The following is a 26,822-nucleotide window of genomic DNA, read 5'->3' on the forward strand; positions in this document are numbered from 1 at the left end:
GATGTCGGCGTTCAGGCCGGCGCCGCGTCCGACGCGCGGCGGCCCGTCATGAACAGTTCGCCGAGGTCCGCGTTGCTCAGTTCGCCGACCGGGCTGTCCCAGATCACCTTGCCCAGGCGCAGCACCACGGCGCGCTCGGCCGCCTGCATCGCCTTGCGGGTGTTCTGCTCGACCAGCAGGATGGTTCGGCCGCCCTGATGCAGGCGCTTGAGCTCGTTGAAGACCAGCGTGATCGCCTGCGGCGAGAGGCCCACCGAGGGTTCGTCCACCAGCAGGATCTCGGGCCGGCGCAGCACCGCCATCGCCATTTCCAGCAGCTGCTGCTCGCCGCCGGACATGTTTCCGGCAAGCTCGTTGCGGCGCTTGCGCAGGATCGGGAACAGGTCGTAGACGTACTCGCGCTCGCCCTTCAGGTCGCCGTCCTTGAGGGTGTAGGCCGCCATCTCGAGGTTCTCGTCGATGGTCATCAGCTGGAAGTTGCAGCGCCCCTGCGGCACGTAGGCAATGCCGTGCGCGAGCATCTGTTGCGGCCGCAGGCCGGCGATGTCCTTGCCCTTCCAGCGGATCGCGCCGCCCTTGTGCGTGGTCATGCCGAACAGCGACTTCAGCAGCGTCGATTTGCCGGCCCCATTGGGCCCGAGCAGCGCGACGAATTCGCCGTGGCGGATCTTGAGGTCCACCCCGTGCAGGATGTCCAGGTGGCCGTAGCCGGCATACAGCTTGTCGATTTCGAGTTCCATGATCGGGTCTCCCATGTCAGCCTCCGAGGTAGGCCTCGATGACCTCCGGGTTGCGCACCACGGCCTCCGGTGTGTCGTCGGCCAGCTTGGCGCCCTGGTGCAGCACCACCACGCGGTGGCTCAGGTTCATCAGCACGTCGGTGTTGTGCTCGATGACGACGAAGGTCACGCCCAGCGTCTGGTTCGCATGCTCGATGCACTGGATCACCTTCTCGATCAGCACCGGGTTGATGCCGGCCAGCGGCTCGTCGAGCAGGATCAGCTCGGGCTCGGGCATCAGCATCGAGGCGAACTGCAGCAGCTTCTGCTGGCCGCCGGACATGTGGCCGGCCGGCTGGTGCGCCACACGCGAGAGGCCAGAGACCTCGATCAGCTCCCGGGCGCGTTCGCGCAGCGCCTTCACGCGCCGCTGCGCGGCCGGCCCGATCCAGAAGGTCGACAGCACGCTGGGGAAGCGCGACATCTGCCCCGCGAGCACCAGGTTCTCTTCCGAATCCAGCGTCGGGAAGACCACCGTCTTCTGGAAGCTGCGCAGGAAGCGGCCTTCGCGCGCGATCCGGTTCATCGGCCAGCCGGTGATGTCCACGCCCTTCAGCAGCACCCGGCCGGCGTCGCTCTTCTGCAGGCCGGTGCAGCAGTCGAACAGAGTCGACTTGCCGGAGCCGTTGGGCCCGATCAGGCCCATCACCTCGCCGCGCCGGACCTCGATGTCCACGCCTTGCAGCGCAGCCACCGCGCCGTAGTTCTTGCGCAGCCCTTCGATGCGCAGCATGGCGTGCTCAGCGGACATCGCGCTGCTCCTTGCGGCCGCCCTGGCCGATGCGCGCGATGCGCTCGGCCGCGCCGTGGAAGAGCGGCGCCAGCCCCTGCGGGAACAGGAACACCAGCCCCAGCAGCACGAAGCCGTAGATCACCATGCGCAGCTCGGGCGTGATCCGCAGCGCCTCCGAGACGGCCACGAAGACGAAGCTGCCGATGATCGCGCCCGGCACCTTCCCGACACCGCCGCCCAGCACGATGATGAGGATGGTGTTGGAGTAGTAGGCCTGGAACACCAGTGGGCTGACCACTGTCGAGAAGTGCGCGTAGAGGCTGCCGCCGAGGCCGGCGAACACGGCGCTCAGCATGAACACGATCAGCTTGTAGGTCCAGGTAGGCACGCCCAGCGATTCGGCCAGCGTCTCGTTGTCGCGGATCGCCACCATGCAGCGGCCGGCCGGCGAGCGGATCAGCGCGACGAAGGCCGCCACCGCCAGCGCGGCGAGCACCAGCACGAGGTAGAAGTACTCGGGCGCCCTGACGATGGTGAGCGCCATGTCGCCGAAGCCCAGCGTCGGCCGCGGCACGCCCGACAGGCCCATGTCGCCGCGCGTGAGCTCGACCCAGTTCTTCGACACGACCTGCGCGATCACCACCATGCCGAGCGTGCACATCACGAAGGAGGTGTCGCGCAGCCGCAGCGCCGGGATGCCCAGCGGCAGTGCGACCAGTCCGGCGAGCAGGCCGGCGCACAGAAAGTTCACGAGGAAGGGCGTGCCGAAGTGGATCGACATCAGCGCCGATCCGTAGGCGCCGAGGCCGAAGAACACGCCCTGCGCCAGCGACAGCATGCCGGTGTAGCCGAGGATCAGGTTCAGGCCCAAGGCAGGCAAGAGGAAGATCATCGCGAGCACCATCGCGTGCAGGTAGTAGTCGCCCAGGAAGAGCGGCGCCGCCAGCAATGCCGCCATCGCCAGCGCGCAGGCGCTCCAGTTCACCGTGGCCAGCCGTGCGGCCGGCAGGCGGGGCGTATCCAGCGTGGTGGTGGACATCATCGTGCGTTCCATTCGGTGAAATCTCAAAAGCTCAAAAGCTCAAAAGCTCAGAAGCGGGCCTTGCTGCTGAACAGGCCGTGCGGCCGGAACATCAGCATCAGGAGCAGCGCAATGAAGCCGACCGAATCGCGGTACTGCAGGCCGATGAAGCCGGCCACCAGGCTCTCGACCACGCCCAGCAGGCAGCCGGCGATCAGGGTGCCGCGCACGTTGCCCATGCCGCCCATCACGATCACGGCAAAGGTCTTGAGCGTGATCGACTCGCCCATGCCGCCATAGATGCTGACGTTGATCGGGCCGGTCAGGATGCCCGACAGCGCGGCGATGGCGACGCCGATCAGGAAGGTGCGGCGCACCACCTGCTCGACGTCGATGCCGTTGACCTGGCAGCACTCGATGTTCTGCGACACCGCGCGGATCGAGCGGCCCAGGCGCGTGCTGCGCACCATCCACTCGAGCGCTGCGAACACGACGAGCGTGACCACCACCAGGATCACGCGCTGCTGCGACATGCCGAAGTCGCCGAGCTCGATCGGCTCGATCCAGCCGCCCGAGAACACCTTGTAGCCGCCGCCGAAGGCCAGGATGACGACGTTCTGCAGGATCAGCGACAGGCCCAGCGTGGCCAGTACGCCGGCCTGGAAGGGCTGGCCGATGAGCCGCTGCATCACGCTGCGGCCGATCAGCACCGCGATCAGCGACACGATCGCCACGCCGCCGACGATGGCCAGGCTGTAGTCGGCCATCAGCTTCGACATGACCCACCAGGCCGCGAAGGTGCCCAGCATGTAGTACTCGCCGTGGGCGAAATTGATGGCCCGCAGCACGCCGAAGATCATCGTCATGCCGGCGGCGACCAGCGCGTACACCGACCCGGTGATGATGCCGTTGACGATCTGTTCGAGGATGAAGGAACTCACGTGGGTGTCCCGGCAGGCGGATGAAGTCGGCGCTTCACTTGACCGCGTAGTCGATCTTGGTGGTGATCGTTCCCTTGATGGCCGGCTTGCCGTCGGTGATCTCCAGCAGCACCATCGGCAGCACGGCCTGGTTGTGATCGTCGAAGGTGACGATGCCCATCGGGCTGTCGTACTTGATCTTGGCGAGCGCGTTGCGCACGTCCTCGCCCTTCAGGCTGTTGGCGCTCTTGATGGCCTGCGCGATCAGCTGCAGCGTGTCGTAGTGCGTGTAGGCGTGGTTGTTGGGCATCTCGCCGCCATGGGCCTTCTGGTAGTCGTCGACGAACTTGAGGCTGCGCGGCGCCGGCACCTCGGGCAGCCAGGCCGCCGCCTCGACCGCGCCGTTCATGACCTTGGGCGCCGCGGCGATGGTTTCCTTGGTATTGAACTCGCCGTTGCCCACCAGCGCCACCTTGCCGGCCAGGCCCAGTTCGAGCATCTGGCGCGCGATGATCGGCGTGGTGTCGGCCTGCCCGTAGAGGATGATGGCCTGCGCGCCGGAGCGGCGGATCTTGCTGAGCACCGAGCGGAAGTCGGTCTCGGAATCCTTGTAGTAGTCCTCGCTGAGAATTTCCGCGCCCTCGTACTTCGGCAGGTAGCGCTTGGTGAACTTGATCGCGCCGCGGCCGTAGTCGCTGTCCACCGAGAGCACCGCGTATTTCTTGAAACCCTTGGTCTTGGCGGCGTACTCGAGCACGGTGGCCGCGCGCACCTCGTCGGTCGGGTAGTTGCGGAAGGTCCACTTGAAGCCGCCGACGCCGGCCTTGTGGGTGATGTCGGGGTTGGACGATGCCGCGTTGACCAGCAGTACCTTCGACTCCTCCACCATCGGCTGCATCGCCAGGGTCACCGAACTGCAGACGTCGCCGATGATGATCGCCGTCTTCTCCAGGCTGATCATGCGCTGCGTGGCCGCCACGCCTTCGGCCGGCACGCACTGGCTGTCGCCGCTCACCAGTTCGATCTTCTTGCCGAGCACGCCGCCGGCGGCATTGATCTCCTTGGCGGCGAGCGCGGCGCCCTTGTTGGCGAAGGCGCCGTAGCGCGCGTTCGGGCCGCTCATGGGGCTGATGATGCCGATCTTGAAGGTGTCGGCGCCCTGTGCGCGCGCGGACGTGAAGGCGCAAAGACCGGAGAGCGCGACGAGCGCCATCCAGGCCGCGGCGCGCATGTTCGTCGTTGTCGTGGGGTGGCAGCTCATCGCAGTGCTCCAATCAATGAAAAAGGGGTTGGAAGAATGATAGGAAGGCCCTTGCCGGCGGGCCAATACGTCATGCGTCTTCACGTATAAGCGTTCTTGATGGGGTGCGACGTCAGCGCAATTGCGCGACGGCGCGGGCGATGCGCCGGCAGCCCTCTTCGATCTGCTCGACGCTGGTGGCGGTCGACATGCGGAAGTAGGGCGACATCCCGTAGGCGGTGCCCGCGAGCACCATCACGCCGCCGGCCTCCAGCAGGTGGATCACCACGTCGTTGTCGGTCGCCAGCGTCTTGCCTTCGGGCGTGCGCTTGCCGATCAGCCCGCCGCAGTGCGGGTACAGGTAGAAGGCCCCGCCGGGCGCGCGGGCGCGGATGCCGGGGATGGCGTTGAGCATTCGCAATGCCGTATCGCGCCGCTTGCGGTAGGTCGCCACCCATTCCGGCAGGAAGGTGGGCTCGGCATTCAGCGCCACCACGGCCGCCGCCTGGCTCACCGACGAGACGCCGCTGGTGGACTGGGACTGCAGCATGTCCAGCGCCGCGATGATGTCGGCGGGGCCGGCCGCATAGCCGATGCGCCAGCCGGTCATCGCATAGGTCTTGGACACCCCGTTGACCACCAGGGTGCGGTCGCGCAGCGCCGGCTCGATGGCCAGCAGGTGCCGTGGCGGCACGTCGTCGAAGCGGATGTGCTCGTAGATGTCGTCGGTCAGCACCATCACCTGCGGGTGGCGCAGCAGCACGTCGGCCAGCGCGCGCAGCTGCGCGCCGGTGTAGGTGGTGCCGGTCGGATTGGTCGGCGAGTTGAAGACCAGCCAGCGCGTGGCCGGCGTGATCGCCGCCTCGAGCGCCTCGGGCGTGAGACGGAAGTCGTCCTCCTCGCGGCAGGCCACGATCACCGGCGTGCCGTCGCAGGCCAGCACCATGTCCGGGTAAGACACCCAGAACGGCGCGGGCACGATCACCTCGTGCCCCTCCTCCACCGTGACCGACAGCGCATTGAAGAGCGCATGCTTGGCGCCGCAGGTGACGATGATCTCGCGCGGGCTGTAGGCGAGGCCGTTCTCGCGCTGGAGCTTGGCCGCAATCGCCTCGCGCAAGGCCAGGGTGCCGGCGACCGGGGTGTAGCGCGTCTCGCCGCGCTCGATCGCCTCGCAGCCGGCCCGCCGGATGTGGGCCGGCGTGTCGAAATCGGGCTCGCCGATCGCCAGGTTGATGATGTCCCGGCCCTCCCGGCGCAACTCGGCAAAACGATCTGCAGCGGCGCTACTCGGGGACGGCTTGATGCGGCGGATGCGCGTCGAGATGCGGGACGGGCTCACGGGATTTCCTCTTCGGTGGCGATATTCGCAACGGTAGGCCTGTCCCGGCGCGGAAGCCAAGACGGCTTTGCTCTAGGGGTGTCGCATCCGCTTATGGGCCTGCGCGCCCCGCATAAGCTTTTGCTATACAGCCAGAGCGATCTCGTCTTGGTCGCGGCCGGCGGGCTTGCATACCGTTGCGCTCATTCGCGATCGGCGAAGCGATACTTCGCTACTCGGCCACGCAACACACGCACCTTGATGGAGACACCGCCTTGAATCCCGTCCTCAAAAGCTTCGACCTCAGCGGGCGCACCGCTCTCATCACCGGCTCCAGCGCCGGCATCGGCTACGCGCTGGCGCGTGGACTGGCGGGCGCCGGCGCGCGGGTGATCCTCAACGCGCGCAGCGCCGACAAGCTCGAACAGGCCGCGGCACGGCTGCGCGAGGAAGGCTTCAGCGTCTTCACCGCCGCCTTCGACGTGACCTCGGGCGAGGCGGTGGGCGCGGCCATCGAGCGCATCGAGGCCGACATCGGCGCCATCGACATCCTCGTCAACAACGCCGGCATGCAGCGCCGCGGCCCGCTCGACCAGTTCGAGGAAGCGCACTGGCACGAGCTGATGAAGACCAACGTCGACAGCGTGTTCCTGGTCGGCCAGGCGGTGGCGCGCCGGATGATCCCGCGACAGCGCGGCAAGATCATCAACATCTGCTCGGTGCAAAGCGAGCTCGGCCGCCCCGGCATCGCGCCCTACACCGCCAGCAAGGGCGCAGTGAAGATGCTGACCAAGGGCATGGCGATCGACTGGGGCCAGCACGGCATCCAGGTCAACGGCCTGGGGCCGGGCTATTTCAAGACCGAGCTGACCGATGCCTTGGTCAAGAACGAAGAGTTCACCGCCTGGCTGGTCGGGCGCACGCCGTCGCGCCGCTGGGGCGACGTGGAGGACCTGGTCGGCGCGGCGGTGTTCCTCGCGAGCGATGCCTCCAACTTCGTCAATGGCCACATCCTGTACGTCGACGGCGGCGTCACTGCCACTCTCTAGACAACAAGGAATCAGCCATGGAAGCACTCGTCATCCACGCCCCCGGCGACCTGCGCGTCGAAGAAGTCGCCACCCCCGAACTCGGCCCCGGCCAGCTGCGCGTGCGCGTGCGCTGCGGCGGCATCTGCGGCTCCGACCTGCACTACTACCAGCATGGCGGCTTCGGCACCATCCGCATCAAGGAGCCGATGGTGCTGGGCCACGAGGTGGCCGGCGTGATCGAGGCCGTGGGCGCCGGTGCAGGCGGCTTTGCGGCCGGCGAGCGCGTCGCCATCAGCCCGAGCCGGCCCTGCGGGCTGTGCCGCTACTGCCAGCAGGGCCTGCAGAACCATTGCCTGGACATGCGCTACTACGGCAGTGCGATGCGCACGCCGCACGTGCAGGGCGCGTTCCGCCAGCAGATCGTGGTGGAGCACTGGCAGGCGCATCGGCTGGCCGACAGTGTGAGCGACGGCGAGGGCTCGATGGCCGAGCCGCTGTCGGTCGCGCTGCATGCGGTGCGCCGCGCGGGCCCGCTGCTCGGCAAGAGCGTGCTGGTCACGGGCTGCGGGCCGATCGGCGCGCTGGCCATCATTGCGGCGCGGCGCGCGGGCGCCACCCACATCGCGGCCACCGACGTCGGTGCGCACACGCTGGGCAAGGCGTTGAAAGTCGGCGCCGACGAGGTCGTCAACGTGGCCGAGGAGCCCGATGGCCTGGCGCGCTTCACGGCCGGCAAGGGGCATTTCGACGTGCTGTTCGAAGCCAGCGGCAACCAGCGCGCGTTGGTCGGCGCCTTCGATGCGCTGCGCCCGCGCGGCATCATCGTGCAGCTGGGGCTGGGCGGCGAGATGCAGCTCCCGATCAACACCATCGTGGCCAAGGAGTTCGACCTGCGCGGGGCCTTCCGCTTCCACGAGGAGTTCGCGGTGGCGGTGGAGCTGCTCAACAAGGGACTGGTCGATGTGAAGCCGCTGATCTCGGCGACCTTGTCCTACCGCGACTCGGCGCGCGCCTTTGCGCTGGCGGCCGATCGCTCGCAGGCCATGAAGGTGCTGCTGAACTTCGATTGATCAGGTCGCGCTGCGCCGATAGAAGGCCAGCGACCCCGCCAACGCCAGCAGCGCGCCGCCGCAGCAGCGGTCCAGCCACAGCACCGCACGCTGCCGCAGCAGCTTGACGGCGCGCGCGCCGATCACGGCATAGGCCAGCATCACCGAGAAGTCGAGACCCGCGAACACGATGCTGATGGCGGCGTACTGCGGCCACTGGGCTGCAGCGGGATCGATGAATTGCGGCATCAGCGCCGAGCAGAAAAGATAGCCCTTGGGGTTGGTCACGGCCACCAGAAAGGACTTGGCGAAGATGGCGCGCGGCGTCGCGCCGCTCGGCACCTCGCCTTCGGGCCGCGAGAGGTCCAGCCCGCCCTGCGAGCGCAGCAGCCGGATGCCGAGCCACGCCAGGTAGGCCGCGCCCACCCACTTGAGCACCGAGAACCAGAACTCCGACGCCGCCAGCAAGGCGCCGAGACCGAGCGCCACCGCGCCCACGAGCACGAAGTCGGAAGCGACTGCGCCCAGCATGCCGGGCAGCGAGCGTCGCACGCCGAAACGCGAGCCGTTGGCGAGTGCGAGCAGCACGGTGGGGCCGGGCGTGGCGATGGCCACCAGCGCGACGAAAGCGAAGACGAGCAGGGTTGCGGTATTCATTGGTAGACGTTGGCTCTTATGGATGTTGAATCGAAGAGCCAACGCCCCCGTTCAAACCGTGCATGCGGATTTCCCGCACACGGCTTACCGGTGGACTGTCGGCTCGCAGCATTACGCGACCCCCTTGTTGTGCAAGAGGGAATGCGCCGGGTAGCGGATGGTTCCGCGCAGGCGATACAGACCGAGTGCTTCGAAGTATTCACGCGAGTAGCCGGGAGCTTCGCCAGGACGCAGGTTGCGCCCTTTGCGCGCGACGCGCAGCTTGCGCAGCCGGCGCACCACGAAGGAGTCCAGCGCGCCGAACTGCCGCGCGGCGTTGCCGCTTTGGAAGTACTGACCCCAACCGCGCAGCACCGGGTTGAGCTCAGCGATGACGCTTCGCACATCCTGATGACAGCGCCCCCGAGGCGTTATCTGCCGCACGCGTTCGCGGATGCGGTTCATGGCTCGCCCGCTGGGCCCGCGATGCAGGTAGTACCTGCGCAGGCCCTGGTTCTGCCAGATTCGCCCGCTCATGCGCTTGTGCAGATGGCAGCCCAGGAAGTCGAAGCCTTCCTTGCCCTGCGTCAGCTCCACCACGCGCGTCTTGCCCGGATGCAGTTCAAGCCCCAGCCGCTGCATGATGTGGCCAATGCGCTCGCGGGCTTCTTCGCAGTCCGCGCCATTGCGGCACATGATCACGAAGTCATCCGCATAGCGCACCAGCGTGCCCAGATGGGCACACCGTTTCGTCCACACCTGGTCCAGTACGTGCAGGTAGATGTTGGCCAGCAACGGCGAGATCACCCCGCCTTGCGGCGTTCCGGCCGCCGCGCTGCGCACGGCGCCTTCTTCCAACACCCCCGCCTGCAACCACTGGCGCAGCAGCTTGAGCATGCGCCCATCCGACACGCGCCGCTCCACCAGCTTCATCAGCTTGCCGTGATCGATGCTGCCGAAGTAGTCGCGGATGTCGGCCTCCAGCACCCACTGGCCGCCTCGGGCTCCGAGTTTCCTCAGCTCCTCCAGGGCCTGCGTGGCACTGCGCCTGGGCCTGAACCCGTATGAGCAGGACAGGAAGTCCGCCTCGTACACGGGTTCGAGCACCAGCTTGGCCGCCATTTGCACTACCCGATCTCGCACCGTGGGGATTCCCAACGGCCTCGCGCTTCCATCGGCTTTCGGTATGTATGTGCGCCGCACGGCTTGCGCACGATAGTCGCCCGCCCTCAGCGTCGCCGCAATTTCGCCCAGGAAGCGATCAACCCCGTACTGCTGGATTTGATCGATGCTCTGGCGGTCCACTCCGGCTGCGCCTCGGTTGGCCTTCACTCGCCTCCACGCCTCCTGCAGGATGTCATCCCTGCAAATCTGGCCGTACAACGCGTGGAAACGCCTACCCGGTGCCCGCTTGGCTGCGGCCCAGAGCTGTCTTTGCAGTTGTCGCACTTTGGCGTGGGGCTCTCGCCCCACGGGGTCTTTAGGTCCGGTCAGGCCGGCCATTCCCTCGCGCTTACCCGCATCCCCAGCATGTCCACCGCAGGGACCCTTCCCTCCAGCCGCGTTATGCCGCGCGGCCTTCGTCGGTGCAGCTTGCGCCCCACCGTGCAGTACTACGATCCCCTCGGACTGCCGCTGCGCACGTCTCGATTTCGCCTTGGGCTTATACGAGCGCGCTTGCCCCGACCCGGGCCGCGCAGACGGCTCTCTCGTGTTCCGCTCCTGTCCTTGCACACGTGCTGCTCCCCATACCCCGCCGCAGTCTTGCGCACCGTTCGGTTCAAGCGCGCCCGATGTTGCCTTCGCCGCGACATGATCGGCTCGGCCTGCGGGTTGTAACTCTGTCGAGGCTGCAGGCTTCACTTCATGTTGCGGCCCGCGTGCTTGCTCCCCGCTGAACAGCTCAAGCTGCTTCACGGGCTTTTGACACCCCGCTCGGGCGGCCGGGTCTCCCCGCTCCACCTGGGGTCTGCTACCCGGCGCACCGACGCTTACCGGGACGGGACTTGCACCCGTTGGACAGGCGCAGCAAGCAAAGTCGGTCCCTTCCCCCTTCGGAGTCAGTTCGTTCTTCGCGTCACGACGCACCATGCGGCGCAGCTTAGCCGAAGCGCGCGATCAAGGGCTTCTTTTGCAACTCTTCGTTGCAGGCTTCCGTCCTACATCTGCTGCGGCGCTTTTCCGAAGTTGGTGTTGCAACAAGGCTTCGTTAATTCGTTCTGTGGTCGAGCTCCTTGGCGAAGAGAAGGAGCCCGGCTTTTTCGGGAACAGGTATCTCATCCATGCACTGACTCGATCTCATCATGACCGCCCTCACCGCCAACGTCGTCTCCCCGCCCGGCCCCGTGTCTGCAGAAGCATTCGGGGGCTTGATCGACCTGTCGAGGGTGCTGCTGCACAGCGACCCGTCGACCACCGTGGTGTGCGAGACCTGCCGGACCATCAACCGGGATTCGGCCCTCTTCTGCAAAGGCTGCGCGGGCAAGCTGCCGGCCTTCTACGCGACGGGTGCCGTCGCGGACAACGCTTCGCACGCGCCGGGCATCGACGACGAGCGCACGCCTACCGTGCTGACGCTCGCGGTCTCGGTGCTGGGCTTTACCGCGGCGCTGGCCACAATGCTCGCCTTGCTCGGGCTCTGGTACGGCGGCGGCACGACGGTGGAGCCGCCACCGGTTTCGACGGCCACCTCGCCCCCGGCCGTGACGCCGGTGGCTGCGCCCAGCGTGCTTCCAGTCGCGCTCCCGGCGATGGCTTCGAGCCTCCACGCCACCTCCTCGGGCGAGAACCCGAAGGCCGCGGTGTTCGTCGACGAGCAGCCGGCACCTCCCGCGGCAAGCCCCACGCTGAAGCGCGAGCCGCGCGCCCACGCCCAGACCGTGCGCAAGACTTCGGCGCTGCCGCCCGAACAGCGGGCGGCGAGCTTCCGGCGCTCGGCGCCGGGCCCGCTGGCGCTGTGCGATGGACGCAACTTCATTGCGCATGCCGTCTGCGTCAACAACCGTTGCGCCCAGCCCGGCAGTGCCCACCACCCGCAGTGCAAGAAGCCGCTGAGCCAGCGCCGCCAGGACGAAGCGCGCCGCAATCTGTTTCTGGGCAATTGAGCCACGCGGGCAAGGGGGCGGAAGGAACGACGGTGACCTTGCAGAAACTCAAACCGGCCCTGGCGCTGTGCGCAGCGGGCGCCATCCTGTCGCTGGCGGCGTGCAGCGATCAGGCGGGCAAGCAGAGCGCCGAAAGAAAAGTCGACTCCGCGGTGGAGAAGACGCAGGACGCGACCGTGGCCGCCGCGCGCAAGGCCGCCGAGCTGGCGGAGAAGGCGCGCGACAACACCAAGGCCTACTTCGAGTCGCCCGAGGTGAAACGGGACGTCGCGGCGGCCAAGAATGCGCTGAAGAACGCCGGCGACGCGTTGACCGCCAAGACGGACGACGCCGCGATCACGGCCTCGGTCACGGCCGCGCTGGCGCGCGATCCCGAGCTGAGCGCCCGGCGCATCGACGTGCGCACCAACGCCGGCACGGTGCAGCTCGCCGGCCCCGCGCCGAGCACCGAAGCCAAGGCGCGGGCAGAGACCATCGCCCGCGCCGTGAAGGGCGTCAGCTCGGTCGACAACCGGCTCGAGGTGACCGCGGCGAACTGAGGCCGCGCTCCTCGATCAGCTCCGGCTCTCGGCGTGCGCCGGCTTGCCGACCTGGATCGTCACCTCTTCGCCCTTGATGCGCGCCTGCACGGCACGCACCGCGTTGTGCACGCGCTCGCCGTAGTCGGCATCGGCCTGGCGGAAGTGGTTGACCGCGCGGTCGATGATGTCCTGGCGCGTCACGGCGCCCAAGCTGCCGGCGATGCTGGCGACCAGGCGGCTCTTGGCCGCCTCGTCCATCCCCCTATCTCGGCAATAGTGCCGAACCCCCGTTCGCCCTGAGCTTGTCGAAGGGCTCGCCCCGGCTTCGACCCTTCGGCAAGCTGAGGACAGGCCAAGCTCAGCCCGAACGGTTTTTTAGAGCATCAAGGCGACCGCGGCTTCCAGATGCTCGGAAGGCGCACGGCGGAAGCCCGAGCGCGCGAAGCGCTGCAGGCGGCCGACCACGAAGGCGGTGAGCGTCGAGGCGCGCACCTGCGCATCGACACTCGGCGTGGCCGAGCCATCGGCCGCTGCCGCGCCGCGCAGGGACTGGCGCAAGGTGGACTCGATCTTGTCGAAGAACTGGTTCATGCGGTTTTGCAGGCGCTCGTTCTCGTAGACCAGCGCATCGCCGACCATCACGCGGGTCATGCCCGGGTTCTTCTCCGCGAACTGCACCAGCATCGCGACGACGCGCGCGGCCTGCTCGTGACCCGGCGCCTCGCGCTCGGTGATCTGGTTGATCAGCGTGAACACGCTCTGCTCGATGAAATCGATCAGGCCCTCGAACATCTGGGCCTTGCTCGCGAAGTGGCGGTACAGCGCGGCTTCGCTCACGTCGAGCCGCGCCGCGAGCGCCGCGGTCGTCACCCGCTCGGCGCCGGGCTGTTCGAGCATGGCGGCCAGGGCCTGGAGGATCTGCACGCGCCGCTCGCCCGGCTTGGGGCGTTTGCGCGTCGGTACGGCCACCGGACCTGAACTGCTGTCTTCAGCGCGCGAGGCGCTTGTCTCATCGTTCTGCATGGGCGCGTGCAAAATGTAAAAAATTGATTCTCGCACAGCGCAGTGAGCGCGTGCCTACTGGGCATGCACTGTACGTCGCGCAGAATGGCTGGGCTTTTTTCACACAATCAGCGAAAGAAAAACGATGGGTTCGACGATTCTCGTGACCGGCGGGGCCGGCTTCATCGGCAGCCACACCTGCGTGGCACTGGCGGCGGCCGGCTACACGCCGCTGATTCTGGACAACCTCGGCAACAGCGACGCGCGCGTCGTCGACCGGCTCGCGCGCATCATCGGCACCGCGCCGCGCTTCATCGAAGGCGACGTGCGCGACCGCGCGCTGCTCGACAAGCTGTTTCGCGATCAGGCGATCGCCGGCGTGATCCACTTCGCGGGCCTGAAGGCGGTGGGCGACTCGGTCGCCGACCCGATCACCTACTACGACAACAACGTGCACGGCAGCTTCGTGCTGGCGGCAGCGATGCAGGCGGCGGGCGTGCGCACGCTGATCTTCTCGTCTTCGGCCACCGTCTATGGCGACCCCGACAGCTCGCCGATCCCGGAAAGCGCGGCGCTCAGGCCGGCCAATCCTTACGGCCACTCGAAGCGGATGGTCGAGCAGGCCCTGGCCGACCTGCAGCATGCGCACCCGGCCTGGCGCATCGCGCTGCTGCGCTATTTCAATCCGGTCGGCGCGCACGAGAGCGGCCTGATCGGCGAGCATCCCCAGGGCAAGCCCAACAACCTGATGCCCTTCGTCTGCCAGGTGGCCGTGGGGCTGCGCGACAAGCTCGCGGTGCACGGCGGCGACTACCCGACGCCCGACGGCACCGGCGTGCGCGACTACGTGCACGTGATGGACCTGGCCGAAGGCCACGTGGCGGCGCTGCGCCATGCCGAGCAGCAGCCCGGCCTGGTCACGCTCAACCTGGGCACCGGCCAGGGCGCCTCGGTGCTGGAGGTGGTGAAGGCCTTCGAACGCGCCAGCGGCAAGACCATCGCCTACGAGATCGGCCCGCGCCGGCCGGGCGACGTGCCAGCCTACTGGGGCGACCCCTCGCTCGCGCAGGCCACGCTGGGCTGGCGCGCGCAGCGCGGGCTGGAGCAGATGTGCGCGGACAGCTGGCGCTGGCAGCAGGGGAATCCGAGGGGCTACGAGAGCTGAGGCGCGCGTTCAGCGCGCACGGATCATCGTCCCGTAGGCTTGGTCGGTGAGGATCTCCAGCAGCATCGCGTGCGGCACGCGCCCGTCGATGATGTGCACGGCATTGACGCCGCTCTTGGCGGCATCGAGCGCGCCTTCGATCTTCGGCAGCATACCGCCGGAGATGGTGCCGTCGGCGAACAGGTCGTCGATCTCGCGCGCGCTCAGGTTGGTCAGGAGCTTGCCGTTCTTGTCGAGCACGCCGGGCGTGTTGGTGAGCAGCATGAGCTTCTCGGCCTTCAGCACGGTGGCGAGCTTGCCTGCCACGACGTCGGCATTGATGTTGTAGCTCTCGTTTTCCTCGCCGAAGCCGATCGGGCTCACGACCGGGATGAAGGCGTCGTCCTGCAGCGCGATGACCACGCTCGGGTCGATCGAGACGATGTCGCCGACCTGGCCGACGTCGTGATGCAGGTTGGGATCGTTGCGGTCCGCCATCTTGAGCTTCTGCGCGCGGATCAGGCCGCCGTCGCGCCCGGTGAGGCCCACCGCCTTGCCGCCGGCCTGGTTGATCAGGCCCACGATGTCCTGCTGCACCTCGCCGGCCAGCACCCACTCGACCACCTCCATGGTCTCGGAGTCGGTCACGCGCATGCCCTGGATGAAGTGGCCCTTCTTGCCGAGCCGGTTGAGCGCCGCCTCGATCTGCGGGCCGCCGCCGTGCACCACCACCGGATTCATGCCGACCAGCTTGAGCAACACCACGTCTTCGGCAAAGTCGGCCTGCAGCGCCGGATCGGTCATGGCGTTGCCGCCGTACTTGATGACGATGGTCTTGCCGTGGAACTTGCGGATGTAAGGCAGCGCCTGGGCCAGGATCTCGGCCTTGTCGCGCGGGGGGATGTTGAGGACGGGATCGGTCATGGTCGGCGGTGGAGTAGACGGATGCGGCGGATTGTGACGGAACTCAGGGCCGGAGCCAGCGCGGGACCTTGAAGCGGACGATCATCAGATAGGCAGCGACGTAGGTGGCGACGAACAGCGCGCAGAAGGCCATCAGGATCGGCGTGTTGTTCCAGAACAGCACGGCCGGCACCACCGTCAGCGCCGCGAAGATCCACAGGTAGGGCGAGGTGCGGTTGTTGCGCGCCAAGAGCTGCCGGGCCTCGTCGTCCGCGAGGGCCACCCGGACGATGCGCCGGAAGATCAGCTGGTGGAAATGCAGCGCGTCGGCGTCGCCCGGCGACTGGCCGCGCGCCAGCTTGCGGTAGATGGAGAACACCGTCTCCCACACCGGGTAGATCAGCAGCAGCATGGGGAACCAGGGCGAGACGACGCGATGCCGCTGCACCAGCGTCACCACGGCGATGGCGATCACCATGCCCCAGACGTAGGCGCCGCCGTCGCCGGCGAAGATCTTGCCGCGCGGGTAGTTCCAGACCAGGAAGCCCGCCGTCGCGCCCACCAGGCAGATCACCATGGCGGCGAGCTGCCGGTCGCCGACCTGGAGCGCCACGTGCGAGACCGCGAGGCACACCAGCACGGCCACGGTACCGGCCAGGCCGTTGTAGCCGTCGATGATGTTGAAGGCATGCGGCAGGCCGCCGATGGCGAAGGCCGCGAACAGGATCGCCGCGTAGGGCCAGGCCTGCAGCCAGCCGTCGACGAAGCCGATGCCGGTGCGCGAGACGCCGAGGCCGAGGAGCCAGCACAAAAGCAGCGCCGAGCCGATGGTGAGCCCGAGCCGGTAGCGCACCGAGACCCGCTGGGTCAGGTCCTCGATGATGCCGCCCAGCACGGCCGGCGCGATGCACAGCAGCGTGAAGGCGGAGGCCTTGAGCGGCCACGAGACGTTGAACGGGTCCGAGCCGATGCCGGCCACCAGCCACGCGGCCCCCGTGCCGAGGAAGATGCCGGCGCCGCCCAGCCGCGGCACGTGGCCCTTGTGGAAGCGCTGCGGCATGTCGGTGCCGTAGCGCCGCGCATGGCGGCGCGCCCGGCGCATGAAGAACAGCACCGAAATGGCGGAGACGAGAAAGCTGATGACGATCAGGGTAAGCATGGATGGAAATCGGGAACCCTAGAATCCCCGAGCGAAATTAGACCATGTCCACATCCCCCTCCTCCTCGCCCGCCGTTACCGTCTCGATCGTGAGCCATGGTCAGCTCGAACTGGTGCGCCCGCTGCTCGAGCAGCTGGACCGCTTCAGCCGCGCGCTCACGGCCAAGGTCGTGCTCACGCAGAACATCCCCGAGCCCGACCTGCTGGCGGGCGCCAGTTGGGGTTTCGAGATCGAACGCATCCAGAACGCGGTCCCCCTGGGCTTCGGCGCCAACCACAACCAGGCCTTCGATCGCTGCACGACGCCCTGGTTCCTGGTGCTCAACCCGGACATCCGCTTCGACCGCGACGTGCTGGCGCCGCTGATCGCGCAGGCGGCGCCCGACAGCGGCCTGCTCACGCCGCGCATCCTCGAGCCCGGCAAGAGCGAGCCCGAGCAGCACCGCACGATCATCACGCCGCTGGAAATCCTGCGGCGCAAGCGGCCGGACTATGTGCGACCGCTGGTGCCGGACTGGATACCCGGCCTCTTCATGCTGTTCCGCAGCGAGGCCTACCGCCAGGTCGGCGGCTTCGACGAGCGCTTCTTCATGTACGGCGAGGACTTCGACATCTGCGCGCGCACGCGGCTTGCCGGCTGGAAGCTGCAGGTGGCGGAGGACCTGACGGCGCTGCACGATGCGCAGCGCGCCAGCCGAACGAGCCTGCGGCATCTGTACTGGCATGTGACGAGCCTGCTCAAGGTCTGGCTGTCGCGGCCTTTCTGGCGCTATCGGCGGATGCATTCGCCCCGCCCCTGAGCGGATGCCGGCTAGCGAGCCAGGCGCCGAAGGCTTCGCAGCCCGGGCAGCCGCGTCACGGCGGCTATGAGCCTTACCAGGGCGGGCGAATCGTGTTCGAGCAGGAAGGCAATCACGCGCATCTTGAGCTTGATCCGGCGGCCCACATAGGGATTGGAAAGCACGATCTCCACGTACTCCGTGAAACGGGCGCGCATTTCCTCCTGATGCTCATGCCGCAGCTTGATGGCCTGGATCGCTTCGTCCACGAACACCTGGCCGAACCTTGGCACCAGGTAGTCGCGAAGGTAGAAGCGGTTTCGCCGCGGCTCGTCGGGGAACATGGCCAGCAGCTTCTTGAAATATCTGAAACGGCTTCTGACCATGCGGATGCTGAAGGAGGTGCTCTCCGTGTGGATGCACCACACCGTCACGGCCCGATCGACAAAATGGTTGCTGTAGCCCTGGCGAAAGATCCGCAGGAACAGATCGTCGTCTTCGTAGCCCATGAACTGCGGATCGAAGCCGCCCACGGCCTCGAAGGCCTCGCGGCTCACCAGCGCCGCCGAGGGCAGCACGAACATGTCTTCGCGCAGCAGCTCGAAGATATCGCGCTTCGGATGCGTCGAATGCTCCTTCACCACGCCGGTGCGGATGGTCTTGCCGTCGGCATGCGCCTCGTAGACGTCGGCATAGACGAAGCCGAACAGCCGATCACCGGCCGGGATGGCCGACGCCAGGGTCTCGATGTGGTTGGGCAGGTAGAAATCGTCCTGATCCAGGAAGCAGAGATAGTCCGAAGTGGAACCCGCGACGCCGGCATTGCGCGCCGAGCCCTGCCCGCCGTTTTCCTTGTCGACGATGCGGAAGGGATAGCGCAGCGCCAGCGCATCCAGCGCGGCACGCTCTTCGGGGCGCGAGCCGTCGTTGACGACGATCACCTCGGCGGCCGGCACCGTCTGCTCGAACACGCTCTTCACCGAGCGCTCGATGAAATCGGCGCCGTTGTAGAAGGGGATGACGACCGCGACGCTGGGCCACCGCGCGGGCTGATCGGTCGGCGTGTCGGGCGAAGCGTTCATGGGGTTCATTGTTGTCTACACGGATTCGAACAGGTCGCGCACCACGCCGCGCACGCCGCGGCCGAACTTGTCGTAGCGGCCGGTCATGGCTTCGCGCAGCACCGGCAGGCAACGCGCGATGCGAGACGCGGGCAGCGCCGCGCGGAAGCGCTGGTGCGCCACCTTGCCGCGCACCTTCTCGATGGTCTCGGGCGCCACGCGGTCGCCGAATTCGAGCAACCTCGCCAGCAGGATCTCGGCCTTGATGGCGCGTTCGACGTGAATGCGCCCCCTGGAAGCCAGCGCCTTGCGGACCTTGCCGGCGAACGAATCGCGGCGCGCGCCGATCTGGTTGGCTTCGTGCTGGCGGTATTCGATCCAGGCCTGCTCCAGCATGTCGACCTGCCCGACGGCGGCGGCGATGATGCCCAGCCATTCGTCGTGCACCCATTCGGGCGGCAAGGGCATCGCCTGGGCGAGCAGGGAACGGCGGAAGACGGTGGTTGCGCCCGTCACCAGATTGCGGCGAAGGAAGACATCGAAGGCCCGCCCGCCATGGATGCGCTCGGCCTCGAAGGGCTGCACCTCCAGGGCGTGAAAGAGCGTCTGGCCCAGATCTTCGCGATTGGCACCCACCAGGCGCGCATCCGTATGCAGCAGGAGCAGCCCCGGCCGGGCCTCGAATTCCGACACCATGCGCGCGAGCCTTCCCGGCAGCCACACATCGTCCTGGTCGGAGAGGGCGATCAGTTCACCGATGCAGGCTCCGATAGCCTGCTCGAAATTCTTGGTGACGCGCAAGGCCACAGCGTTCTGCAGCACGCGCAGCGGCACTTGGAGCCCCGGCCGCTCGCGCTGGCACTCCTCGACGGCCGCACGCACCACGGCGACGGAATCGTCACGCGATGCATCATCGGAGAGCACGATCTCGGCCGGCGGCGGGACCTGCAGGCAGATGCTACGCACCTGCTCGCGCAGAAAGCGCGCGCCGTTGTAGGTGCACAAGGCGACGGAGACGCGGAGCGCGGGCGCGGCGGCTTCTTCTGCCGTGCTCATGGCCGAGCCTCCGGACTGTGTATCCGAAGCGGGGCGTCGAGCGGCGCAACGCGCGGCGGCCAGGCCAGGCCGAAGTTCTCGTTATGGAGCGTGAGATTGGGGTTGTAGGCAGGGTCCGCCGCCAGCATGTTGCCCCAGCGCTCCCGCATGTAGGCTGCCTCCTTGTCCAGCCGCACGCGCGCCTCGGCCTCGACGTCGGTGCCGCGGGTAGCCGACTCGTGGTGCAGCAGTTCGGCGTACGGCGTCCACACGTTGCGGTAGCCGGCCTCGCGCAGGCGCAGGCAGAAGTCGACGTCGTTGAAAGCCACGCCCAGGTTGACTTCGTCCAGGCCGCCGAGCTGCTCGTAGAGGCTCTTGCGCACCACCAGGCAAGCGGCCGTCACGGCCGAGAAGGACTGGATCAGCTGGGCGCGGCCGCCGTGCCCGGGCCGCCAGTCCTCGAAGTGCTTGTGGGCATGGCCCGCGATGCCGCCGACCCCGAGCAACACGCCGGCATGCTGCACCGATTGGTCGGGGAACAGCAGTTTCGCGCCTACCGCGCCGACGCCGGGCTGCAGCGCCAGGGAAACCATCTCGCCCAGCCACTCGGGCGAGACGACCTCGATGTCGTTGTTGACCAGGGCCACGAGTTCGCCCCGCGCGCGGGCGACGGCGTGGTTGTTCAGCGCCGAATAGTTGAAAGGCCGGACGTCGCGGATCACGGTGAAGCCCGATTGCGCGCCCAGGCTTGCGAAGTAGGCCAGCGCCTCGGGGTCATCCGACCCGTTGTCCACCAGCAGGATCTCGTAGTGCGGGTAGGTGGTCTTGTCGACGATGCTCTCGATGCATTGACGCACCAGCGCCGCGGCATTGCGGGTCGGAATGATCAGCGACACCAGGGGCGGCAGCTCGGGCGGCGCATAGCGCACGCAGTAGCCTTCGCGAACGGTCTCGGCCACTGCCTTCAAGCCCAGGCGCTGGAAATGCTCGTTCAATGCGCGCTCGGCAGCAAGCTGCGCGTAGGGCTTTGCATCGGATGACTGCGCCGTGCTCTGCTCGTGCGCACGCCAGTGGTAGAGCACGCGCGGCACGTGCCGTATCTGCGTGCTCTCCACGCGCTCCATGCATCGCAGCGCCAGGTCGTAGTCCTGCGAGCCTTCCAGACCTTCACGAAAGCCGCCAACCTCCTCGACCAACTGCTTCTGGTACGCGCCGAGGTGGGAGAACAGGTTTTGCGAGCGGAAGAGGTCGGGATTCCAGTCGGGCTTGAAATAGGGGCCGTCGCGTCGCCCTTCGGCATCGATCACGTCCTCGTCCGAATAGATCATGCGTGCATCGGGGTGCTCGACGATCTCGCGGGCCACGCAATACAAGGCATGCGGAGGCAGCAGGTCGTCGTGGTCGAGCAAGACGATCCATTCGCCGGAGCAAAGCGCCAGCGCGCTGTTCGACGCGGCGGAGATGTGGCCGTTGCGCGCGCGGAATTCGACCTTGATTCTTGGATCGCTGCGCGCGTAGCGCTGCAACAGGGAGCGGACCTCTTCGCTGGTCGAGGCATCGTCTGCAATGCAGAGCTCCCAGGTCGGGTAGATCTGCGCGCGCACCGATTCGATTGCCTGGCGAAGCCAGGCCGGATGGCCGTTGTAGCTCGGCATGAGCACCGAAATCATGGGCCGCGACGGCCAGCCGGCGACCGTGCGCCGCAGGTCCGCGCGCATGGCGCGGCTCGGGGTGTCGTAGGCCGCGATCCATTCCGCGTAGCTGCCGCCCGGCCTTGGGCCCCGCAGGGCGTGCTGAACGCGGCGCACACGCTCGCCGAACCAGCGCAAGGGTTTGGTCACGCGCCAACTGGTTGACTGCCGCAGGGCAGTTGCTTGCGCGAAGAGGGTCTTGTTCTGCGATTCGAGCGCCCTGATGCGTCGTTGGAGATGGGCGCCGTCCAGGCGAGCATCGGGCTCAGGCCGCGCGTGCGGCGATGGCGCTGCCGGCAGCGTCGGCTTACTGTGCATCGAGGGAGATCAAGAGAATTGCGGGCATGGGTGCATAGGGTGGTGGCCGATCATCGGGTGTTCCCTGTAGCGGGACCGGTAAAATTATCCCCTTCTTCACACCCCATCCAAAAAATGCGCTTGCTTTCTGTTGTGCTCTCGGGAGGCGCAGGCTCCCGTCTGTGGCCCGCATCGCGACAAGCCTTCCCCAAGCCCTTCATGAAGCTCGGCGACTCGACCCTGCTTCAGCAGGCCATCGAAAGAGGGCAGGCCTGCGGCACGGGCGATCTGATGGTGGTGACCAACAAGGACCACCAGTTCCTGACCAAGGACGTGCTGCGTCAGATGAGCGATCCGCCATCGGCCACCTTCCTGCTCGAGCCCAGGGGCCGCAATACGGCGCCGGCCATCGCCCTGGCGGCCTTGCAGTGCGAGCGCCAGTTCAGCGGCGACACCGTGATGCTGGTGCTCTCGGCCGATCACCTGGTGCCGGACGTGGAAGCCTTCGTCGCCAGCGCGAGCGAGGCGTTCCGGCTGGCCCAGGAAGGTGCGCTGGTACTGTTCGGCATTTCGCCGACCGCACCGGAAACCGGCTTCGGCTATGTGGAAGTCGAGCGCGTCTCGCGCGGCAGCCAACCGGTCAAGCGATTCGTCGAGAAGCCGGACCTGGCCACGGCGCAGGAGTACCTGGCGACGGGACGCTACTACTGGAACAGCGGCATGTTCTGCTTCACAGCGGCGGCGATCGTCTCGGCGATGGAGCTGCATGCGCCGGAAGTGCTGAAGGCGGCGCGCCATGCGCTGGACACGGCGCAGACCAAGGGCGAGGCGGTCAGCTTCGACCTGCACGCTTTCGGTCTGCAGCCCGACATCAGCATCGACTATGCGGTGATGGAACACGCCGACAACGTGCGCGTGGTGCCGGCCCGGTTCGCCTGGAGCGACGTAGGTTCCTGGCCGGCCGTCGCCAATGCCATGCCGTCGGACGCCAGCGGCAATACCTTCCCGGACGACCAAGTAGTGGCCGTGGACACCACGGGGACCCACATCCAGGTCGAAAGCCATGGTCCCAAGATCGTGGCGGCCCTGGGCTTGCGCGACCTGGTGATCGTCGACACGCCCGATGCGCTGCTGGTGGCCCACAAGGACAGCGCGCAGCAGGTCAAGAAGGTGGTCGACATCCTCAAGGCGCGCAAGCACGAAACCGTGCAGCTGCCCGCGGTCGTCCACCGTCCCTGGGGCACCTACGCCTCGCTCAAGGAAGAAGACGGCTACAAGGTCAAGCGCATCACGGTGAAGCCGGGGGAGGCGCTCTCGTTGCAGTATCACCACCAGCGCGCGGAGCACTGGGTTGTCGTCCGCGGCACGGCGATCGTCCAGATCGGCGATGTGGAGCACAAGACCTTGCCCGGCGAGTACCGCTACATCCCGCTCAAGGAGAAGCATCGTTTGACCAATATCGGACAGGATGAACTGGTTCTCATCGAAGTCCAGTGCGGTAGCTACCTCGGCGAAGACGACATCGTTCGCCTGGTGGACACCTACGGACGCGTATGAGCCAGGCGCATTCCAATCTTCATCGCAACGCGTGGGCCGACTGGTGGGAGGGCACCCGCCGCACCGACATCTGGTGGACGCTGGCCTGGTTCGACATCGTGCTGCGCTACCGGCGCTCGATGCTGGGCCCCTTGTGGCTGACGCTCAGTATGGGCGCAATGATCGGCGGCATGGGCCCGCTGTACAGCTCGCTGTTCGGCACCGAGCTGTCGAAGTTCTTCCCGCACCTGGCGCTGGGGATCATCTTCTGGAGCTTTTTCTCCAGCATGGTGACCGACGCCTGCAACGCCTTCATCGGGTCGAGCAACTACCTCAAGCAGGGCTACTTCCCGATCAGCCTGTTCGTCTGGCGGAGCATGGCGCGCAACCTGATCCAGTTCTCCCATCACATCGTGCTCTACGTGCCGGTGGCCCTGTGGGCCGGCATCTCGCTGTCGTGGTCTGCGCTGCTCTTCGTGCCCGCCTTTTTGCTGATGCTGATCAACGCCCAGGCCCTGGGCATGGCGCTCGGACTCGTCTGCACGCGCTTTCGCGACGTGACCCAGATCGTCACCAGCGTGATGCAGATGCTGATGTTCCTGACGCCCGTTTTCTGGCTCCCCGAAAGCCTGCCCGGTCGCGCCCAGTACATCCTGTGGAACCCGTTCGCGCAGATGCTCGACCTGCTGCGCGCGCCCCTGATGGGCGGCGTCTCCGGCGCCCACAATTGGTGGGGGATTCTCTTGTGGACGGCGCTGAGCTTGATCGCTTCGAGCCTGCTTTTCGCGAAATACCGTCGCCGCGTCGTCTACTGGCTGTAAGGAACCATGGCTTTCATTTCCCTCAAGAACGTCTCGGTCAACTTCCCGATCTACGGGGCCGGAGCGGCCTCGCTGAAGAAGACGCTCGCGGCGTCCGTGACCGGCGGCCGCTTCGGCAAGGAGACCGGCGTCAATGTGGTGCAGGCGCTGAGCAACATCAACCTCGAGTTGAAGAGCGGCGACCGCCTCGGCCTCGTGGGCCACAACGGTGCGGGCAAGTCGACGCTGCTACGCGCGCTGGCCGGCGTCTACGAGCCGTCCTCGGGCGAATTCGTCCGCCAGGGCAGCGTCTCCAGCCTGATCGACCCGGCATTGGGCATCGAGCACGACGCGACGGGTATCGAGAACATCATGCTGCGCGGGCTCGTGATGGGCATGAGCAAGAAGCAGATCGATGCGCTCACGCCCGAGATCTGCGAGTTCAGCGGATTGGGCGAATACGTCAACATGCCGGTGCGCACCTATTCCACCGGCATGCTGATGCGGCTGGCCTTCTCGATCTCGACCAGCGTCGAGGCCGACATCCTGTTGATGGACGAGTGGCTGTCTGTCGGCGATGCCGAGTTCACCGAGAAGGCCGAGCAGCGGATGAAGGACGTGGTGTCCAAGTCCGGCATCCTGGTGCTGGCCTCGCATTCGCCCGACCTGATCGCGAAGGAGTGCAACCGGGTGATCCACCTGGAGCACGGGCGGATCGTCGAGGTTGCGAAGACCGAAGAGATCAGCGGGCAGCGCGCCGCAGCGCTTTGATCTCCTCGAGGCGGGCGGCGATTCTTCGGCCCGCAGCCTCCAGCGACAGGTTGGCTTCGGCGCTCGCCTTGCCTCGCGCACCGACCTCGCGCGCCCATTCCTGGTTTTCGTAGACGCGACGCATGAGCTGTGCGGCATGCTCGACGGAGGGTTCGGCCCACTCCAAATCGGCGTCGTATGGCGGAATAGGCTTGCCGAGCTTCACCAGTTCAAAAGGAACGAGCAAGCTGTTGCTCTCGTCCATGAAGTCCACATTGCCCGAAAAACCCGTGGCGATGACCGGCTTGCCCATGAGCATGGCTTCGGCCATCGTCAGGCCCAGGCCCTCGCTGCGGTGCAGGGAAATATACGTATCGCAGGCATCAATGAGCGACAGCACCTTATCGTGGCTATAGACCTCGTCGATCACGACAATGTTGGCATCGGCCGCTGCATCACGGAGTTGCTGCAGCTGTTGGGGATGCCGATCGCCGAACGAGGTTTTCAGCACCAATTGAACGGGCTCGCCGGTCGCAAAGGCCGCCTTGAAGGCACGAATGAGCCCCAAGGGGTTCTTGCGCTCCATCACGCTCATCATATGGAACGTGAACAGGAAAGTGAACGAAGCAGGATTCAGCCCGAAGTCGCCGAGACTGCGCCGCTCGTACGGCGCAAGCGTCACCCCGGGGAAAAGCGTACGCACGGGAACATCGAGCCGAGAACGCAAGCCATGGGCGACGAAATCGGTCGCAGTCCAAACCTCATCGACGTTCTCCGCGTGGGCAATCCAAGACTCCGGGATGGAATCGAACTCCCAATACCAGTAAGCCACGCGATAAGTCCGCGGATCTCGCGGCTGAAGGTCGGAGCGCCAGTAAGGCTCGTCGAAGAAAGGCTCGGGTTGGGTATGGATGATGGTGACGTCGAGGCACTCCATGCCGTCGAAGTCGACGTGATGGGGATCATCCTTTGCATCGGTGCGCAGGTCACGCAGCGACACCGGGACCTTGACCGCCTGCATGGCCTTCACCATGGCTTCCACGGACACCTTCAGTCCCGACGGGTAGCAAAAATGCCCGATGACATTAGCGCCGGCCTTTGCGAGTTCGACGGCGGTCTGATCCGGATCGAGCGCCAAGCACCATTGCCGGGCTGAGTCCGAGATACTCGACTGCGGCGATCTCAGCCACCTCAAGAACGCTTGCGCAGACCGCGTGTCGTTCAGAGCATCCGGGTGCGCATCCTGCCATTCTTTCCGGGCCCAGTAGCTGGTTCGCAAATCCAGCGCCGCGGGCTGCGATTCGCACCAAGTCGCAGGGTTCGCCCATTCTTCGTCGACACCGTACTCGGACCGAAACCAGGCCGCAAACTCATCACGACCAAAAGGGGTCAGGCCATCGGGATGCTCTTGCTGCCAGGCCTGAGTGAACTTGTACGCGCGCATCAGCTCCCGCTGCGGATTCTGAGCGGCACCTAGAAAGAGCCACCACACCTCTTCGACACGCAAGCCAGCCTCTTTCATGGCGTAGTGCAGGAACCAACGAAAGGCCTCCCGCATGCCAGGCGGCGTGAGCCCATGGGGCAGTGCCGCTCGCGGCATCTCGTTGCCGAGAAAGGCCTGCCGAGCGTTGTCGGAAACGCCCACTTCCAGCGCTTGGAGAAGCCATGGCCCGCTCGACGCGGGAAGCGCCAATTCGTTCAGGCCTCCCCGCTGAAGCCAGCTGCCGAACTCGCCTGCTTGCCCGGACGACAAGGCTTGTGGGAACCGCCGGCGAAGTTCGGGCCTGCAACGCCACAGATCTATCAGATATCGAACTGCCGACCACGGGTCGTCGATCGCATCGCCCGCTTGCGCCGGCCAATAGATCCGATCCATCGGCAAGCCGACCGCTTCAACCACGCTCGAATCGCTGCACAGATCGATGGCTTGGGGCGCCACCGCTAGCGTTCCATCCTGACGAAGCGATGCGCGGCGCTGTTCACGGTGAACCAAGGCTTCGATCGCCTGATCCCTCGCCTCGCGCTCCGCCCGCTCACCCAAGAACTGCAGGCGCTGACGCATTTTCCAGGGAGTCACCAGCCACCAGAGTGCCTTGGCGGTCCTGCGCGCGCTGCGGTGCAGCAAAGTCTTCTGCTTCGTCATTCATCAGCGAGTCACGGAGGCTGACTCGGCTCGGGCTATTTCTTCAGGGGATGAGTTTAGTCGTCGACCGTCGCGCAAACGCAACACTATAGAATACCAAGTCGCCCCTGGGGGGAGATGGTCGAGGCTCAGCGCTTCATTGGGGGCCGTCTTCGGGGGATCACAGA

At 66.6% G+C, this 26,822-nt stretch carries 25 protein-coding genes; 9 read left to right on the forward strand and 16 right to left on the reverse strand.

The window, feature by feature from the left end:
- Positions 1-11: 11 nt before the first annotated feature.
- The 6 genes from ACSQ9I_RS26720 to ACSQ9I_RS26745 form a co-directional block, all read right to left on the reverse strand.
- The gene (locus tag ACSQ9I_RS26720) at positions 12-740 is read right to left on the reverse strand and encodes a branched-chain amino acid ABC transporter ATP-binding protein (protein WP_436295221.1); all 729 of its coding nucleotides are present in this window, start codon (positions 738-740) and stop codon (positions 12-14) included.
- 16 nt (positions 741-756) lie between these two features.
- The gene (locus ACSQ9I_RS26725; RefSeq protein ID WP_093103735.1) at positions 757-1,530 is read right to left on the reverse strand and encodes an ABC transporter ATP-binding protein; all 774 of its coding nucleotides are present in this window, start codon (positions 1,528-1,530) and stop codon (positions 757-759) included.
- Entirely contained in the window at positions 1,520-2,554 is a 1,035-nt protein-coding gene (locus tag ACSQ9I_RS26730) for a branched-chain amino acid ABC transporter permease (RefSeq protein ID WP_436315091.1), read from the reverse strand. Before ACSQ9I_RS26730 ends, ACSQ9I_RS26725 begins: the two co-directional genes overlap by 11 nt.
- Positions 2,555-2,601: 47 nt before the next feature.
- A complete protein-coding gene (locus ACSQ9I_RS26735; protein ID WP_436315092.1) occupies positions 2,602-3,474 on the reverse strand; it encodes a branched-chain amino acid ABC transporter permease in 873 nt (290 codons plus the stop codon).
- 34 nt (positions 3,475-3,508) lie between these two features.
- Positions 3,509-4,714 (reverse strand): ABC transporter substrate-binding protein, encoded by a 1,206-nt coding sequence (locus tag ACSQ9I_RS26740; protein ID WP_212733643.1) that lies wholly within the window; start codon positions 4,712-4,714, stop codon positions 3,509-3,511.
- 112 nt (positions 4,715-4,826) lie between these two features.
- On the reverse strand, positions 4,827-6,035 hold the full coding sequence (locus ACSQ9I_RS26745; protein ID WP_436315093.1) for an aspartate transaminase: 1,209 nt from the start codon (positions 6,033-6,035) through the stop codon (positions 4,827-4,829).
- Positions 6,036-6,289: 254 nt separating this feature from the next.
- Between ACSQ9I_RS26745 and ACSQ9I_RS26750 the strand changes: the two genes are divergently transcribed.
- Entirely contained in the window at positions 6,290-7,063 is a 774-nt protein-coding gene (locus ACSQ9I_RS26750) for a glucose 1-dehydrogenase (RefSeq protein ID WP_093103729.1), read from the forward strand.
- Positions 7,064-7,080: 17 nt separating this feature from the next.
- Complete coding sequence (locus tag ACSQ9I_RS26755) at positions 7,081-8,115, forward strand: L-idonate 5-dehydrogenase (protein ID WP_436315094.1); 1,035 nt, start codon at positions 7,081-7,083, stop codon at positions 8,113-8,115.
- Here ACSQ9I_RS26755 and ACSQ9I_RS26760 read toward each other — a convergent pair whose 3' ends face one another.
- Positions 8,116-8,751 carry a LysE family translocator gene (locus ACSQ9I_RS26760; protein WP_436315095.1) on the reverse strand — a complete coding sequence of 212 codons (636 nt, stop codon included), beginning with the start codon at positions 8,749-8,751 and terminating at the stop codon, positions 8,116-8,118.
- Positions 8,752-8,862: 111 nt separating this feature from the next.
- On the reverse strand, positions 8,863-10,233 hold the full coding sequence (gene ltrA, locus ACSQ9I_RS26765) for a group II intron reverse transcriptase/maturase (protein ID WP_436313884.1): 1,371 nt from the start codon (positions 10,231-10,233) through the stop codon (positions 8,863-8,865).
- A gap of 800 nt (positions 10,234-11,033) precedes the next feature.
- On the opposite strand from ltrA, the gene ACSQ9I_RS26770 reads away from it, so the two are divergent.
- Entirely contained in the window at positions 11,034-11,834 is an 801-nt protein-coding gene (locus tag ACSQ9I_RS26770) for a hypothetical protein (RefSeq protein ID WP_436315096.1), read from the forward strand.
- Positions 11,835-11,866: 32 nt separating this feature from the next.
- The gene (locus tag ACSQ9I_RS26775; RefSeq protein WP_436315098.1) at positions 11,867-12,373 is read left to right on the forward strand and encodes a BON domain-containing protein; all 507 of its coding nucleotides are present in this window, start codon (positions 11,867-11,869) and stop codon (positions 12,371-12,373) included.
- Positions 12,374-12,388: 15 nt separating this feature from the next.
- On the opposite strand, the gene ACSQ9I_RS26780 is transcribed toward ACSQ9I_RS26775, so the two are convergent.
- Positions 12,389-12,613: a catalase-related domain-containing protein gene (locus ACSQ9I_RS26780; protein ID WP_436315099.1), complete on the reverse strand. Its 225-nt coding sequence runs from the start codon at positions 12,611-12,613 to the stop codon at positions 12,389-12,391.
- Positions 12,614-12,730: 117 nt separating this feature from the next.
- Positions 12,731-13,378, reverse strand: coding sequence for a nucleoid occlusion factor SlmA (gene slmA / locus ACSQ9I_RS26785; RefSeq protein ID WP_093108487.1), 648 nt, complete (start codon positions 13,376-13,378; stop codon positions 12,731-12,733).
- 124 nt (positions 13,379-13,502) lie between these two features.
- Here slmA and galE point away from each other — a divergent pair, with 124 nt between their 5' ends.
- The gene (gene galE, locus ACSQ9I_RS26790) at positions 13,503-14,522 is read left to right on the forward strand and encodes a UDP-glucose 4-epimerase GalE (RefSeq protein WP_436315100.1); all 1,020 of its coding nucleotides are present in this window, start codon (positions 13,503-13,505) and stop codon (positions 14,520-14,522) included.
- Positions 14,523-14,531: 9 nt separating this feature from the next.
- On the opposite strand, the gene argB is transcribed toward galE, so the two are convergent.
- Both argB and ACSQ9I_RS26800 read right to left on the reverse strand, forming a co-directional pair.
- Positions 14,532-15,425, reverse strand: a complete 894-nt coding sequence (gene argB, locus ACSQ9I_RS26795) for an acetylglutamate kinase (RefSeq protein ID WP_436295659.1) — start codon at positions 15,423-15,425, stop codon at positions 14,532-14,534.
- Between the two features lie 43 nt (positions 15,426-15,468).
- Positions 15,469-16,563, reverse strand: a complete 1,095-nt coding sequence (locus ACSQ9I_RS26800) for an MraY family glycosyltransferase (RefSeq protein WP_436315101.1) — start codon at positions 16,561-16,563, stop codon at positions 15,469-15,471.
- A 44-nt stretch (positions 16,564-16,607) separates the two neighbouring features.
- On the opposite strand from ACSQ9I_RS26800, the gene ACSQ9I_RS26805 reads away from it, so the two are divergent.
- Positions 16,608-17,363 (forward strand): glycosyltransferase family 2 protein, encoded by a 756-nt coding sequence (locus ACSQ9I_RS26805; RefSeq protein ID WP_436315102.1) that lies wholly within the window; start codon positions 16,608-16,610, stop codon positions 17,361-17,363.
- Between the two features lie 11 nt (positions 17,364-17,374).
- Here the strand turns inward: ACSQ9I_RS26805 and ACSQ9I_RS26810 are convergent, their stop codons facing one another.
- The 3 genes from ACSQ9I_RS26810 to ACSQ9I_RS26820 are packed head-to-tail and all read right to left on the reverse strand — an operon-like array spanning position 17,375 to position 21,279.
- Complete coding sequence (locus ACSQ9I_RS26810) at positions 17,375-18,424, reverse strand: glycosyltransferase family 2 protein (protein WP_436315104.1); 1,050 nt, start codon at positions 18,422-18,424, stop codon at positions 17,375-17,377.
- Positions 18,425-18,439: 15 nt separating this feature from the next.
- The gene (locus ACSQ9I_RS26815) at positions 18,440-19,459 is read right to left on the reverse strand and encodes a glycosyltransferase family 2 protein (protein ID WP_436315106.1); all 1,020 of its coding nucleotides are present in this window, start codon (positions 19,457-19,459) and stop codon (positions 18,440-18,442) included.
- On the reverse strand, positions 19,456-21,279 hold the full coding sequence (locus ACSQ9I_RS26820; protein WP_436315107.1) for a glycosyltransferase: 1,824 nt from the start codon (positions 21,277-21,279) through the stop codon (positions 19,456-19,458). The genes ACSQ9I_RS26815 and ACSQ9I_RS26820 overlap by 4 nt, the downstream gene beginning before the upstream one ends.
- Positions 21,280-21,561: 282 nt before the next feature.
- Here ACSQ9I_RS26820 and ACSQ9I_RS26825 point away from each other — a divergent pair, with 282 nt between their 5' ends.
- The 3 genes from ACSQ9I_RS26825 to ACSQ9I_RS26835 are packed head-to-tail and all read left to right on the forward strand — an operon-like array spanning position 21,562 to position 24,533.
- The gene (locus ACSQ9I_RS26825; protein ID WP_436315108.1) at positions 21,562-22,983 is read left to right on the forward strand and encodes a mannose-1-phosphate guanylyltransferase/mannose-6-phosphate isomerase; all 1,422 of its coding nucleotides are present in this window, start codon (positions 21,562-21,564) and stop codon (positions 22,981-22,983) included.
- On the forward strand, positions 22,980-23,783 hold the full coding sequence (locus ACSQ9I_RS26830; protein WP_436315109.1) for an ABC transporter permease: 804 nt from the start codon (positions 22,980-22,982) through the stop codon (positions 23,781-23,783). The genes ACSQ9I_RS26825 and ACSQ9I_RS26830 overlap by 4 nt, the downstream gene beginning before the upstream one ends.
- A 6-nt stretch (positions 23,784-23,789) precedes the next feature.
- A complete protein-coding gene (locus ACSQ9I_RS26835) occupies positions 23,790-24,533 on the forward strand; it encodes an ABC transporter ATP-binding protein (RefSeq protein ID WP_436315110.1) in 744 nt (247 codons plus the stop codon).
- Here the strand turns inward: ACSQ9I_RS26835 and ACSQ9I_RS26840 are convergent.
- Positions 24,505-26,655, reverse strand: a complete 2,151-nt coding sequence (locus tag ACSQ9I_RS26840; protein WP_436315111.1) for a glycosyltransferase family 4 protein — start codon at positions 26,653-26,655, stop codon at positions 24,505-24,507. The two genes, ACSQ9I_RS26835 and ACSQ9I_RS26840, sit on opposite strands and share 29 nt — an antisense overlap.
- Positions 26,656-26,822: the final 167 nt, after the last annotated feature.

The sequence above is a fragment of the Variovorax sp. LjRoot84 genome (genome assembly GCF_964254305.1).
In the GTDB taxonomy this organism is placed as follows: Bacteria; Pseudomonadota; Gammaproteobacteria; order Burkholderiales; family Burkholderiaceae_C; genus Variovorax.

Excerpts from the sequence above, each read along its gene's own strand:
- ACSQ9I_RS26835 (WP_436315110.1), top strand. The coding sequence starts at position 23,790 with ATGGCTTTCATTTCCCTCAAGAACGTCTCGGTCAACTTCCCGATCTAC.
- ACSQ9I_RS26760 (WP_436315095.1), bottom strand. The coding sequence starts at position 8,751 with ATGAATACCGCAACCCTGCTCGTCTTCGCTTTCGTCGCGCTGGTGGCC.
- ACSQ9I_RS26810 (WP_436315104.1), bottom strand. The coding sequence starts at position 18,424 with ATGAACGCTTCGCCCGACACGCCGACCGATCAGCCCGCGCGGTGGCCC.
- ACSQ9I_RS26720 (WP_436295221.1), bottom strand. The coding sequence starts at position 740 with ATGGAACTCGAAATCGACAAGCTGTATGCCGGCTACGGCCACCTGGAC.
- ACSQ9I_RS26805 (WP_436315102.1), top strand. The coding sequence starts at position 16,608 with ATGTCCACATCCCCCTCCTCCTCGCCCGCCGTTACCGTCTCGATCGTG.
- ACSQ9I_RS26725 (WP_093103735.1), bottom strand. The coding sequence starts at position 1,530 with ATGTCCGCTGAGCACGCCATGCTGCGCATCGAAGGGCTGCGCAAGAAC.
- ACSQ9I_RS26730 (WP_436315091.1), bottom strand. The coding sequence starts at position 2,554 with ATGATGTCCACCACCACGCTGGATACGCCCCGCCTGCCGGCCGCACGG.
- ACSQ9I_RS26780 (WP_436315099.1), bottom strand. The coding sequence starts at position 12,613 with ATGGACGAGGCGGCCAAGAGCCGCCTGGTCGCCAGCATCGCCGGCAGC.
- ACSQ9I_RS26825 (WP_436315108.1), top strand. The coding sequence starts at position 21,562 with ATGCGCTTGCTTTCTGTTGTGCTCTCGGGAGGCGCAGGCTCCCGTCTG.
- ACSQ9I_RS26770 (WP_436315096.1), top strand. The coding sequence starts at position 11,034 with ATGACCGCCCTCACCGCCAACGTCGTCTCCCCGCCCGGCCCCGTGTCT.
- ACSQ9I_RS26755 (WP_436315094.1), top strand. The coding sequence starts at position 7,081 with ATGGAAGCACTCGTCATCCACGCCCCCGGCGACCTGCGCGTCGAAGAA.
- ACSQ9I_RS26740 (WP_212733643.1), bottom strand. The coding sequence starts at position 4,714 with ATGAGCTGCCACCCCACGACAACGACGAACATGCGCGCCGCGGCCTGG.
- ACSQ9I_RS26800 (WP_436315101.1), bottom strand. The coding sequence starts at position 16,563 with ATGCTTACCCTGATCGTCATCAGCTTTCTCGTCTCCGCCATTTCGGTG.
- ltrA (WP_436313884.1), bottom strand. The coding sequence starts at position 10,233 with ATGGCCGGCCTGACCGGACCTAAAGACCCCGTGGGGCGAGAGCCCCAC.
- ACSQ9I_RS26830 (WP_436315109.1), top strand. The coding sequence starts at position 22,980 with ATGAGCCAGGCGCATTCCAATCTTCATCGCAACGCGTGGGCCGACTGG.
- argB (WP_436295659.1), bottom strand. The coding sequence starts at position 15,425 with ATGACCGATCCCGTCCTCAACATCCCCCCGCGCGACAAGGCCGAGATC.
- galE (WP_436315100.1), top strand. The coding sequence starts at position 13,503 with ATGGGTTCGACGATTCTCGTGACCGGCGGGGCCGGCTTCATCGGCAGC.
- slmA (WP_093108487.1), bottom strand. The coding sequence starts at position 13,378 with ATGCAGAACGATGAGACAAGCGCCTCGCGCGCTGAAGACAGCAGTTCA.
- ACSQ9I_RS26815 (WP_436315106.1), bottom strand. The coding sequence starts at position 19,459 with ATGAGCACGGCAGAAGAAGCCGCCGCGCCCGCGCTCCGCGTCTCCGTC.
- ACSQ9I_RS26840 (WP_436315111.1), bottom strand. The coding sequence starts at position 26,655 with ATGACGAAGCAGAAGACTTTGCTGCACCGCAGCGCGCGCAGGACCGCC.